This window comes from Shewanella maritima (genome assembly GCF_043643735.1).
Classification (GTDB): domain Bacteria; phylum Pseudomonadota; class Gammaproteobacteria; order Enterobacterales; family Shewanellaceae; genus Shewanella; species Shewanella maritima_A.
Map to the genome: position 1 here is coordinate 191,354 of NZ_JBHZSM010000004.1, position 12,614 is coordinate 203,967.

The following is a 12,614-nucleotide window of genomic DNA, read 5'->3' on the forward strand; positions in this document are numbered from 1 at the left end:
GTATTAATATTTCACGCCAAGGGATTTGAAGGTAGCTTCATCTGGAAAACCATCTGCAGTCAGGCCCTGGCTGCGCTGGTAATCTTGTAAACCAGCAATGGAATTTCGCCCTAACACACCATCAGGTTTACCCACATCAAAGCCTTTGTCGTTCAAGGCAACTTGTAATTGCTTCACTTGTTTACGAGACAAGCGCTGATGCTTAGGTGGTGTTTGTGTCAATGGCGCTGCACCGTTTATGCGATCCGCTAGATTTCCGACAGCAATAGCATAGAATTCTGAGCGGTTCCAACGCATAATTACATCAAAGTTGCTATAACCTAAAAATGCTGGCCCGGCATGACCAGAAGGTAAATACAACGCGGCCTGCATATCCGGTGTTGATAGCGGCTGGCCATTTGCCTGAGTCACTTGTAACTCAGCCCATTTCGTTAATGGTTGCTTATTTTTGCTACCAAGGTAAGTAAAGTCATAATCTTTAGGCAAGATAACCTCACGCCCCCAGCGCTCATTTGCTTTCCAACCAAGTTGTTGTAAGAAGTTTGCGGCAGATGTTAGTGCATCTTCAGTGCTGTCCCATAAATCAGCCTTACCATCACCGTTTCCATCAACCGCATACTTAGCGTAATTGGTTGGCATAAATTGCGTGTGCCCCATGGCACCAGCCCATGAACCGACCATTTTTTCATCTGAGAATTGGTACTTTTCTTTTAACTTGAGTGCTTGAATAAGCTCATTGGTAAAATAAGTGGCCCGTCTTGGATTACACGCTAATGTTGCCAATGAATCTAATACCGGCATTTTGCCTTTATAACTGCCATAGTTGGTCTCTAACCCCCAAAATGACACGATATATTGCCCTGGCACACCGTATTGCTTAGTTAAATCATTAAGTAATTCACGATGCTCTTGTAATAATTGTCGCCCTTTTTGTACGCGCCAATCGGTCACGCGCTTACCAAAGTAATCGCCAAAAGTGGTGGTAAATTCGGGTTGCTGTTGATCTAATTCAATAACACGAGGAACAAACTTTAAATTAGCCACACTAGTATCAATCGTCTGTTGCGAAATACCCGCTTGCTTGGCTTTATCTTTTAACTGCACCACACATTGATCGAATTCTTGTGGATTGGCATGAACAACAAAACTGGTCGATAAACACGATAAAAATAAGGCAGAAACATAAAAAGGAGAACGCGTTATACTCAGCATAAAACAATACTTATGTCAGAAAACAGTGTCACACATCGTGACGCATAGCGCACAGCGACACAAGTGTAGAATGATTAATTTTAGGCCATTTAAACATGAAATCCAGTAATTAACCTGAGACATACTCTGGTCTATATACAATTCATTTTAAATTCACATTAATTACTGTTTTTCTAGTCGCATACCGTATAATGTGGCCACTATATTATAAGCAATCGAGACCAACATGACTCAGTCTTCAACAATTACAGAAAACTTCGTAACTAACATTAAAGAAAACCAAATCCTCTGGGGTCTACAAGACGAAAGTGGTGAAGGATGGGTTGTGTGTGATTCTGCACAATTTGAAGAAACGGATGTCATGCCGCTTTGGTCAACACAAGCAGCTGCAAAATCTCACTGTTCAGATGAATGGGCAGACTACCATGTTACGGCGATTACCTTAGCTGATTTCCTCGAGTTCTGGGTAGGCGATCTAAACGAAGATGGCGTGTTAGTTGGGATCGACTGGGAAGCTGAAGAAGAATGTCTTGAGCTAGAGCCCGTTGAAATAGCTAAAGAGCTCGTTGATGTAGAAGAAGAGTAATCGCTACAGTTAGCTATTTTCTCATAGTAAAAGTAGATAGCACCCAGTCTATAAAAAGGCATTTGGGTGCTGTTAACTACAAACCTCTACAGACTCACTTCAGCTAAAACATACTGCTATGTCATTTCCGCCGATTATTGATATTCCATTTGATCATCGACACTGCTGTTGGTTCTGTAATGAGCCGAGTAATGATTTATTTGTTTATTATCGTGTTAAGCACACTCCTCATCCATCGATGCAATTACCCGCCTGCAGTGAATGCAAACGATTTGCCAATAAACACCTGCTAACATCCATTTGGGATTGTCGAGCGGCTGTAAAAGATGAATTAGCCAAAAAATACCACAAACATTTGGCAATTGGTCATAACTGGACTGAACAAGAACTCAAAGATTCTGAGTTTAGTTGTAAAGCACTCGAAGGGTTTAAGAAAAGTGCTTGGATGATGTTTACCATCGCAAAAGAACGCATGAACTTTCAAGGCTGGTCAATCAGTATTAATCAACAATTGCTGGACAATCAAGATAGTTACAATTTACAACGCTTTGAATTTGATGGCATTGAATTCCCTTCCCTGACAAAAGCCATTGAACACTATGCCAAAACACTTCATATTTCTGAGCATTTCTTACGTCAGTTAGTAACCATCTTAGGTAAGCAAGGGTTTTCCAAAGCTGTGAAGTTGGCAAGACTAAATATTGGCGTGACAAACACCATGCAACAAAAAATCATTCAAGAATTAATTGCAGAGCAAGATAATCTTGAATGATTGCCATATTGTTCAAAATCATTACCGACAATGCCTGCAATACAGCCATTTTCTGTCAAACTTCCCCCTTTTTACACTTCTTTTATGCTTCAGAAACACTATAGATATTGATTTATCTTAATGATGTTTAGTAATTCTTGGTTATGAAGAATAATTAGCAACACACAGATCAAATCGCAGAAGTCCGTTTTGAAGGCTGCACATACGAGCTGAGTAATCATGTCGAGGATGTTGTCAAATAATGAGGCAGGACATATGACCCACTATTAAACTCGTTGAGCTTAACAGGTATTTTTAACAGCTGACGAGCACGTGTATTCACAAACCACCTTTTTATAAGGTGACTTGTTGTTTTGTCTAATGATTAATGTCAGTTGTTAATGTAACTTAGTTAAGTGGTGCTACTCCGCTAAAAGCCCTTTTAGCCTTTCTTGTACCACTTCAACTAACAAATCGGGTTGGAATTTTGAAATAAACTTATTACAGCCTACCTTCTCAACCATGGCATTATTAAAACTACCACTTAAAGATGTGTTCAATGTAATATATAAATCAGCCATTTGCGGGTCGTTGCGTACTTCAGAAGTGAGTTTGTAGCCATCCATTTCAGGCATCTCAGCATCAGTGATCATCATTAACAATTCATCTGTTATTGTTATACCGTCATGTTGCCATTTTTTTAGTAGGTTAAGCGCTTGCAGACCATCGGACGCTTCAATAATTTCAATACCTAACGGTGCTAACGTTTCACGAACTTGTTTTCGTGCGGTAGATGAGTCATCAACCACTAATATTTTTCTGCCTTGAAGTTGAGGTAACAAATCTGAATCTAAGACTCCTTCAGACAAGCTCACATCGTATTCAATTATTTCTGCTAACACCTTTTCAACGTCAATAATTGATACTAACTGCTGCACGCCCTGTTCTTCAATTTTAGTAATGGCTGTCAGATAATTATGACTACCAGCCGTTTTCGGTGGCGGCATGATGTCGCCCCAAGTCATATTAACAATATGCTCTACTTTGCCCACTAAAAAGCCTTGAATACTGCGATTGTACTCAGTAATGATGAGGTTACACCCATCTGTGGTTTTCATTGGCGGAAAGCCAATAGCCCCGCGAAGGTTAATAACGGGAATGGATGTACCTCTTATGTTAGCAACACCTGCGATATTAGGGTTACTACCAGGCATGTCACTAAGATGAGGCATTGCAACAACCTCTTTGATTTTAAAAACATTAATGGCAAATAACTGAGTCGAGTTAATCCTAAAAAGTAGCAGTTCAAGACGGTTTTCCCCCACCAATTGAGTACGTTGATCTACTGTGCTTAATACATTACTCATATGTCACTTCCATTATTGTTATTCTGTTGACAAGCTTGAGTTAAATTATAGATTTATTTCGTCCTTTAGTCAGTTATCCACTTCTTAACTAATACATTTAATTTATTTGAATTCTATATAAACAGATCAATTTTATGTCAATAGCCGTATCTTATTATGAATTGATTAATGAAGAAGTATCCATGAACACAATCACAATCCCATTATTTCCATTACCTATTTGTCTATTGCCTCAAGGTTATAGCCAACTGCGGATATTTGAACCACGATACAAAAGACTTGTGACCGAAACGCTCAAAAGTGGAGTCGGCTTTGGGTTATGCATGATAGACAATAAACAGCTATTACCTATAGGCACCATGTGCCAAATAGTTGATTTCGATATGTTAGAGGATGGGCTACTTGGGATCTCTATTGAAGGAAAGTCAAAATTCAAACTTATTGATATTAGCAAAGAAGAAGACGGGCTCAAACGAGGACAGGTTCAATTACTGGATGACTGGCCAACTCAGCAAGTCGATACAACGAGGGAAAGTGAAACTGTACTCAGTAATACCCTCAAGCAACTGCTTGAGCATTACCCTAAACAGCAAGCATTTTATCAAGACAAGCAATTTGATGATATTAGCTGGGTATGCCAACGGTGGTTAGAAGTCATCCCTATAGAAGTACAACAGAAATTTCAGTGCATAAACCAAGAAAATCATAAGGTTGCCCTGGAAGTGCTCAGCGACATCATAAAAAGCTAATGGCAAAGTGAACTTGAACGGATATTGCTACGTATGATTCAACAACGGCAAGTATTAGTTTTTGTATAGGCTTTCACGTAACTAACATTACACAGTCTTCATCAATGGAATTTATGGTGCGCTTAATGGAAATAAATCAAGTACATCCTGAACAAAGTGGTTATGATAAAGGTAAGCTAGCAACACAAAGGCGTACCATGAACCCCACAGATAATCACGAGCAGCTTGCAGCTTTAATGGATCGTATTGCAAACCATAGAGACAAACGAGCTTTCTCTCAACTGTTTGCAATGCTAGCACCTAAAATTAATGCATTTGGTAATCAAAGGCTAAACCAGCAAGGTTTAGCGATGGATCTTGTACAAGAAACAATGAGTCGTGTTTGGACCAAAGCTCACTTATATCGCCCTGAAAAAGCAGCTGTAACCACCTGGGTGTTCACAATCATGCGTAATCAGTGTTTTGATATGTTACGCAAAGTACAGCATAACCGTGAAGATGCATTTGGTGACGATATATGGCCAATGATTGAATCTGAACAAGCGCAAGATGATGACACAGATTTCTTACTTTCTGATTCATTATTACAGCACTTAGATGAATTACCATTACAGCAAAAACAAGTAGTTAAAGGCATTTATTTGCAGGAGCTGACCCAACAAGAGTTAGCTGACAAACTGAATATCCCGATAGGCACAGTCAAATCTCGTTTAAGGTTAGGATTGCAAAAGTTGAAAAGTTATATGGAGCCACATCATGATTAATTTCCATCCAGATGAAAGTATGCTTACGCTTCATGCAAATGGTCAACTGCCTTTATCATTATCCATTGCGTTATCTGCCCATGCTGATTTTTGCCCTCAATGTCGCCAAATGATTGAGTCGATAACCGTTAAAGCTTCCGAACAAGCTATGGACGATAGCAATAATGCCCCGTCAATGCCATTAAACGAGGATGAGCAAGCACTCAATGATTTACTGTCAAATATGTTATCTGAATTAGATAACATGCCAGAATTTCAACAACGAAGCACTGAGCATCAACTGATATCAGTAAAAGGTGAGCAATACAGTTTACCAAGCGCATTTAATCAACAATCGCTCAGTAATTGGCAAGGTATTGGCAAAGTCAGTCGAGCAAGATTAGATACTGGCGAGCCGCAAGCTAGAGCGAGTTTACTGCATATAGAAGCTAAAGGGGAAATTCCACAACACACTCATAAAGGCACAGAGTTGACGTTACTGTTAGCCGGTGAGTTCAGTGATGAATTTAATACATATGGCCCGGGTGATTTTATGCTGCTTAATAGCGAACATGAACACAGTCCCAAAACTATGAAAGGCTGCCTGTGTTATACCGTTGTGGATGCACCATTGTATTTCACAAAAGGGATGAGTAAATTGCTAAACCCCATAGGTGAACTTATTTATTAAGCTTAATCTTAAGGTTTGTTAGATACATATTTTAGTAAAACTATATATATATAGCTATCTCGTTGGTTATGTTATCGATTTTGATAACTTAACCAACAAGCTTGCAATCACAATCAATGCTGCGTACAATTCGTGCAAATTTTGTTATCTTGATATTTTGTTTACACCCCAGTTAGTCTACACATCATTTGTCTGTATTACTTCCTACTTAAACATTTTCTTCAAGCACGTATTTTCTTGTATTGGTTCTACTGACCGTTATTTGATAAATCTGCGCAATTTTCACAACTGAGCCCAGATCCATAGCAGGTATTTCCCTAGTCACTTTATGACTTTAAATATCTGATATCATCACTAACAGCCTCACTAGATAGGTACATGACACAGCCATCATAGCCTGTGTCAATTAAGTTTTATCCAAGCTTAATGTCACTGTCACATTCAACTGTTGTAATTGAATGGCACTGTATAAATGACACTGTAAAAGTGGTCATCAGACAAAGCATTTGGTTGATGAAATCACAAATGGCAAATTAACCCAACGTATGAAGTTGAAGTCATGATTAAAAGTACTTCACATTTAAAATTAATACGTTACAACGCTTGCCAAGAGTAACATGAATACGTTAACGTAATTTGAACGACATTTTCTGCAGCGATACGCTAAGGATATTTATTGTAATAACATCATCACTTTAGGGTGATCTATAAAAAAGGAGTGTGGCCTATGTCATACAACATTAATGGACATGAAATTGAAGTGAACTTCCCTGTTGACTCTATTTCATCAAATAAAAACTCAATCGCCTTTACTGACGGTAATGGCAAAACAAAAACCACGTTTGCAAAACGTACTGAAGCATTGTCATTTTTAAAGTGGCTAGTTTCTAAAAACAAATAACGATATTAGTTTTACCCCTTCTCTTGCTCTGTTTCGTAATAAACGCATTTCACGGTACTTCCTCTCACACACCGACGTTTATTAAAACAGAGCAGCAGATAATCCTTTAAAGACACCACTTTCAACACACGTTTATTCAACAGTAATATACACGCTACTTATCAAACTTACGTTGATATCGAGGTAGCATAGTCTCATTCCCCTTAATCCCACCTTGGTGGATATACACAATGGCAGTGTCATCTTGTCTATTTGATAAATAATGCTCTAGCACAATGAACCCAATTGGGTCATACAATAATTCAAACTCAATACCAGTCTTACCAAGGCGTTGCCACATTTCATAACATTGGCGATAAAGCTTACCAAAATGATATTTTCGTCCATCTGAAATGATAGTGGGATAATACTCAGGTCGACTTGATAACATGGCAAATTGCTTAATAAGATAGTCATCGCCACCCACAGTACTACATGTCAGAACACGAACTTGGACATTAATTTCTGACTCAGCAAAATATTGCTGTAAGTACAAGCTTGTGGTGCCTGTGCCAGAAGGTAAAAACACGTCAAACTTATCTAACTCCTGTTCCATTGCCCATTGCAGCAGTTCTTTACCTAACTCATCTATGCCCGTTTTTGCGTATTGGCAGCGGCCTCCTTCGGGCACGTGTAATAATTGCTCAGAGGATAAATGTGGATACTGCTGTTGCACAATCAGCTGCACTTTATCATCAAGGTTTGGCATATCTGGCAAAGCAAGTTGTTCAGAATCGATTTCGATAATATTGGCACCATTATCCAATGCTGCATGGTAGTTACCTTGTGGATGAGTTTTCAGCAAGCTAGGAATATGATTGACATAGAAATCCAGTGACCAACCCTTCAACTTTGCCAGTGCTGATAAAGAATACAAAGAGTTAGCTTGTACAGAGCCACTACCAACCACGAGCTTCACGTCATCAAACTCATTGATTAGAAAGTGATAAAATTTGCGCGCTTTATTACCACTGAATGATTCACTGAGTAAATCATCTCGCTTGATAAAAATCTGCGTATCGCAAAATGTAATAGTTTGAACAGGACTGACTGAAAACATACGCCACGTAGGTATTGGATCTGAATTGTCATTTTAACTACTTGATAAGATTTTTCACTCACATTTAGTAAACCGCAGCATTGCGACATAGCCAACCTAGGTTAATACACAATAAAAACAATAATTTAAGTTTTGGCATGGAAATAGCATTTATTCACCTAACTTAGTAACTTAAAGGAAGATTATGAGTATTTTACGACTAGTATTTAATATTGCTTGGTTTGTGATGGGTGGTTTTATCATGGGACTTGCTTGGTGGTTAGCCGGCATTTTATGTTTCATTAGTATTATTGGTATTCCATTTGGCCGTGCATGTTTTGTTATTGGTGAAATGACATTTTGGCCCTTCGGTCAGGAAAGTGTTAATCGTAAAACCTTTAAGGGCGTAGAAGACTTAGGTACAGGAACCTTTGGCTTGATAGGTAACATTGTCTGGTTTTTATTTCTGGGAATTTGGTTAGCAATAGGTCACTTGGCATCTGCTTTAGCTTGTTTTGTGACTATCATCGGTATTCCATTTGCCATACAGCATCTTAAACTGGCATTATTGAGTTTAACGCCAATTGGACAAACCATCGTCAACAAAGACGAGCAACTTCACCGCAGTTAAGGGTTAACTTAAGAATTCACTCCTTAAATGACCTTGGCTTCAGTAATATGGCCTGTGTTTTCAGGCCATATAGTCTGCAAGCTATATAACCGACAAACCATTAAATCTACAGACCATTTAATCTACAGACCATTTAATCTACAGACCATAGCTAAAATACAACGCCATACATCACAAGCAATTTCCCATTTCATACCCATAATATTAATTGAGAATTAACGCTATCGTTAAATTTCAGCAAATGTTTTACATTGCTATTCATTAATCGTTATATTCACCGCAACAATACAAACAATAACAACAGGAAGCCCTTAATGAATGTCAAAAGAAGTATGCTATCAACGGCACTGATTGCCCTATCGTTCAGTCAAACAGCCTTAGCAGAGACCTTTCATTTTACTAATAAAATCAACGAACAATCTGATACCCTTGTCCTATTCAAAAGTGATGGCAAAACTACAGGTTTTAAAGATTATGACAACCAAACCAATGGACAGCTCACACGTGCGATTTCTGCCAACAAATTTGATGCTAGTTTCAATTCTTTCGTAGAGGTCATCGCACCGAATCAGCTGAGTTTTGACCGTGTTCTTGTCGTAGGTTTAGGTGATAAGCCTCTTAGCAAAGCAGAGTTAACTGAACTTGGCGGTAATATCGCCGGTAAGCTAAACGCGAACACCATAGCCAATGTTTCCCTTGCTGCAGAGCACTTAGATGCAACTCAGGCATCTTATATTGCCCATGGTATCAATCTTCGCTCGTATAACTTTGACAAATACAAACAAGAAAAGCACCAAGCAAAAAGTTACACATTTGATGTAGCAGATATCAAACTTACCGAATCAGCCTATGGCAATCTTGAACACATTCAGTCAGGCATCTTTTTAGCACGCGACTTAACCAACGAAGTCCCAACATAGATGTCACCAAAAGATTTTGTTAAAGATGCAAAAAAACTGAAGAAACTTGATGTTGATATCAAAGTGCTTGAACCTAAACAAATTAAAAAACTAGGGATGAATGCATTAGAAGCGGTGGGCCGAGGCAGTGTTGATGGTTCGCGACTGATTATTGCACACTACAAAGGTAGCGATAACGCCCCTATTGCAATCGCTGGTAAAGGTATTACTTTCGACTCAGGCGGCATACAAATTAAAACAGGCGATCATATTACTCATATGAAGTCTGACATGGCTGGCGCAGCTGCGGCGTTAGGCACCATTAAAGCCCTTGCGTTAATGGAAGCTAAAGTCAATGTTGTGGCTGTATTGGGGATGGCAGAAAACATGGTGTCAGAGAAGTCATTTATCCCAGGCGACGTACTCACTACTGCTGAAGGTCTCAATGTTGAAATTACCCATACAGATGCCGAAGGTAGATTAGTGCTAGCTGACAGCATGTGGTATGCCCGCAAGTATTTTGAACCCAGTGTGTTGGTCGATATTGCGACGCTAACGGGTGGAAAATACCGTGCCTTAGGCACGAAATGGGCCGGTGTTTTCAGTGATAACGAGCAGCTAGTTGCAGAGTTTAAATCGGCTGGCGATATCGTCAACGAACCAGTCTGGCATTTACCATTGGGTTACAAGGAAATGCTAGATAGTCCTATCGCAGACCTACGTAATACGGGTAAAGGCGGACCAAGCGGCACGACGGCAGCCACCTTCCTACAGCAATTTGTGGGTGATACTCCTTGGCTACATATCGACATGGCAGGTAATGCTATTGCATCTTCAGCTAATGGTGAAGTCTCCGTGGGTGGTACAGGTTTTGGTGTCAGGTTGTTAACAGAGTGGGTACTCAATCAACACCAACAACAATAACACCTATCAATTAATCAATGGTGATCTAAATTGACGATTGCCACGTTTTGAGTCTGACGGTGCTGAGAACGAAAAAGTCCTGAACTCAGTTCAGGACTTTTTATCTTTACATCATCTGAATTTTTGACTCAGCCAGTCAGAATAACCACTAAACAAATTCTAGGTAAACTGGCCTTATCGTTACCCTTTTTCAGTGTGCATATTAGGTAGTGCTTGGGACAAAATTCTATCTGCCATACGTGAAAAAGGTAAGCTTTGTAACCAAACGGTACCGTGGCCACTTAACGTTGCCAAAAATAGCCCTTCACCACCAAAGAACATGGATTTTAGCGAGCCGGAACGCTCAATGTCATATTCAACACCTGGTGTAAAACCAACTAAACAGCCTGTATCCACCCTTAAGGTTTCACCATTCAGCTCTTTTTTAATCAAGGTGCCACCGGCATGCACAAACACATTACCGTCACCTTTCAAGCTTTGAAGAATAAAGCCTTCACCACCAAAAAAACCTGCCCCTAAACGACGATTGAACGTCATTGATACTTGCGTACCCAAAGCGGCGGCTAAAAAACTATCTTTTTGGCAAATCAATTCGTTGCCATACTCGGATAAATCTATCGCTAGAATAGTGCCTGGATTAGGTGCAGCAAACGCGACTTTACGCTTTTGATGTCCTTCATTGGTAAAGTGGGTCATAAATAAACCTTCACCAGTCAGTGCGCGTTTACCTGCTCCCAATAATTTACCAAAAAAGCCTGACTCCATTTCTGAGCCATCGCCCATCTTAGCTTCAAAGATAATGTCCTGCTCGATGTAACTCATCGCTCCGGCTTCAGCTATAACAGCCTCTTGAGGATCGAGTTCCACCTCGACTAACTGCATTGAATTACCGATAATTTCATAGTCCACTTCATGAGACTGCTTAGCCATAACTGCTCCTTATACTATGTATTCCATATCGCTATCACACTGTATCGTATGTTAGGTTAACTTTAAGTATTTCATCAAAAACTGTCACTAGCTAACCACAGTTAGCGAGTGTTAGCCAGTGACTAAACAGCACAGCATTCATCTTAGCTTCGCTCACTATTTAATCGTTCATTAGCCTCAAGCTCACAATCAGCAATAATCATTAATCTGCTGAAAATCGAGTTAGTGAGTTTTGGCAAACTCTTCAATAATTAGTTCGGTAAACAACTGCCCTGCTCGCCCCAGTGGTCTTTCAAGCGTTGACACTAATTGTGGTGTAAAACTAAATTGGTGCCCGCCAATAAAGTCCACTTTGACTAACTGAGATTGGGTTAATTCGTCTGCGATTAAGAAATCAGGCATCCATCCAAAGCCTAAGCCCTTTAGTAATGCATTTTTTTTCATAATGAAGCCTGAAAGATAAAATACTTTATCGCCGCCAAACTGAAGCTCATCTTTGATATTTTGCTCTGGTGATGAATCTTCAATGGTTAGCTCTACATGTTGCTGCAAATCTACCAAACTGATATCAGTCATAGCCGCAAGTGGGTGCTGAGGTGCCGCCACTAATATACTGGTGATATTGGGTAATGCCTTAGCTAAATAATGTGGGCCACTTCGATAATCTTTTACCAGCATTAAATCTGCTTTATCGCGCTCAAACCTATGCTGCACCCCACCCAAAAACTCCATGTTCAACTGTATTTTAGTTGGAATATTATACTCGGACATGCGCTTAAGGGCTGTCATGATAGGCTCCATTGGCAATGCCCCATCAATCACGAGTTCAAGTTTTGGCTCCCAGCCTTCACTGAAGCGGCTAGCAAGGTGCTCAATATTGGCAAGGTGTTGTAATAAACGTTGGCCTTCTAACAAAATGACTTTGCCTTCAGGTGTTAATTCCGCACGGTACTTATCACGGTTAAATAATGTGACGCCCAAGTGTTGCTCCAATTTTTTCACTTGATAGCTCACAGCCGATTGCGCTTTGTGTAACCGTTCTGACGCTTTAGAAAAACTGCCTTCTTCAACCAGTACTTGCAGCACTTTGAAGGTATCTACATCAATTCTCATGCCGTTCCTGTGTCAGCCTAAGCTGACAGTAATGTAAAC

General features: G+C 39.7%; 12 protein-coding genes and 1 pseudogene. 8 read left to right on the plus strand and 5 right to left on the minus strand.

The window, feature by feature from the left end:
• Positions 1-3 precede the first annotated feature (3 nt).
• Positions 4-1,212 carry a lytic murein transglycosylase gene (locus ACHUGF_RS06780; RefSeq protein WP_394130030.1) on the minus strand — a complete coding sequence of 403 codons (1,209 nt, stop codon included), beginning with the start codon at positions 1,210-1,212 and terminating at the stop codon, positions 4-6.
• A gap of 226 nt (positions 1,213-1,438) precedes the next feature.
• Between ACHUGF_RS06780 and ACHUGF_RS06785 the strand changes: the two genes are divergently transcribed.
• Both ACHUGF_RS06785 and ACHUGF_RS06790 read left to right on the plus strand, forming a co-directional pair.
• Positions 1,439-1,798, plus strand: a complete 360-nt coding sequence (locus ACHUGF_RS06785; protein ID WP_394130031.1) for a DUF2750 domain-containing protein — start codon at positions 1,439-1,441, stop codon at positions 1,796-1,798.
• Between the two features lie 118 nt (positions 1,799-1,916).
• A complete protein-coding gene (locus ACHUGF_RS06790; protein WP_394130032.1) occupies positions 1,917-2,570 on the plus strand; it encodes a hypothetical protein in 654 nt (217 codons plus the stop codon).
• A 401-nt stretch (positions 2,571-2,971) separates the two neighbouring features.
• Here ACHUGF_RS06790 and ACHUGF_RS06795 read toward each other — a convergent pair whose 3' ends face one another.
• On the minus strand, positions 2,972-3,916 hold the full coding sequence (locus tag ACHUGF_RS06795) for a chemotaxis protein CheV (RefSeq protein ID WP_394130033.1): 945 nt from the start codon (positions 3,914-3,916) through the stop codon (positions 2,972-2,974).
• 191 nt (positions 3,917-4,107) lie between these two features.
• Here ACHUGF_RS06795 and ACHUGF_RS06800 point away from each other — a divergent pair, with 191 nt between their 5' ends.
• The 4 genes from ACHUGF_RS06800 to ACHUGF_RS06815 all read left to right on the plus strand — a co-directional run bounded on the left by ACHUGF_RS06800 (position 4,108) and on the right by ACHUGF_RS06815 (position 7,000).
• On the plus strand, positions 4,108-4,665 hold the full coding sequence (locus tag ACHUGF_RS06800; protein WP_394130134.1) for an LON peptidase substrate-binding domain-containing protein: 558 nt from the start codon (positions 4,108-4,110) through the stop codon (positions 4,663-4,665).
• A gap of 197 nt (positions 4,666-4,862) precedes the next feature.
• Positions 4,863-5,429 (plus strand): sigma-70 family RNA polymerase sigma factor, encoded by a 567-nt coding sequence (locus tag ACHUGF_RS06805; protein ID WP_394130135.1) that lies wholly within the window; start codon positions 4,863-4,865, stop codon positions 5,427-5,429.
• Positions 5,422-6,099 (plus strand): ChrR family anti-sigma-E factor, encoded by a 678-nt coding sequence (locus tag ACHUGF_RS06810; RefSeq protein ID WP_394130034.1) that lies wholly within the window; start codon positions 5,422-5,424, stop codon positions 6,097-6,099. Before ACHUGF_RS06805 ends, ACHUGF_RS06810 begins: the two co-directional genes overlap by 8 nt.
• A gap of 727 nt (positions 6,100-6,826) precedes the next feature.
• Positions 6,827-7,000: a hypothetical protein gene (locus tag ACHUGF_RS06815; RefSeq protein ID WP_394130035.1), complete on the plus strand. Its 174-nt coding sequence runs from the start codon at positions 6,827-6,829 to the stop codon at positions 6,998-7,000.
• A gap of 154 nt (positions 7,001-7,154) precedes the next feature.
• Here ACHUGF_RS06815 and ACHUGF_RS06820 read toward each other — a convergent pair whose 3' ends face one another.
• Positions 7,155-8,099 (minus strand): 1-aminocyclopropane-1-carboxylate deaminase/D-cysteine desulfhydrase, encoded by a 945-nt coding sequence (locus ACHUGF_RS06820; RefSeq protein ID WP_394130036.1) that lies wholly within the window; start codon positions 8,097-8,099, stop codon positions 7,155-7,157.
• Positions 8,100-8,283: 184 nt separating this feature from the next.
• Here ACHUGF_RS06820 and ACHUGF_RS06825 point away from each other — a divergent pair, with 184 nt between their 5' ends.
• A complete protein-coding gene (locus ACHUGF_RS06825; RefSeq protein ID WP_394130037.1) occupies positions 8,284-8,709 on the plus strand; it encodes a YccF domain-containing protein in 426 nt (141 codons plus the stop codon).
• Positions 8,710-9,023: 314 nt separating this feature from the next.
• Positions 9,024-10,532: pseudogene (locus ACHUGF_RS06830) on the plus strand (leucyl aminopeptidase family protein).
• 180 nt (positions 10,533-10,712) lie between these two features.
• Here the strand turns inward: ACHUGF_RS06830 and ACHUGF_RS06835 are convergent.
• Complete coding sequence (locus tag ACHUGF_RS06835; RefSeq protein ID WP_394130038.1) at positions 10,713-11,462, minus strand: TIGR00266 family protein; 750 nt, start codon at positions 11,460-11,462, stop codon at positions 10,713-10,715.
• A gap of 222 nt (positions 11,463-11,684) precedes the next feature.
• Positions 11,685-12,575, minus strand: a complete 891-nt coding sequence (locus tag ACHUGF_RS06840) for a LysR family transcriptional regulator (RefSeq protein WP_394130039.1) — start codon at positions 12,573-12,575, stop codon at positions 11,685-11,687.
• Between the last annotated feature and the right edge of the window lie 39 nt (positions 12,576-12,614).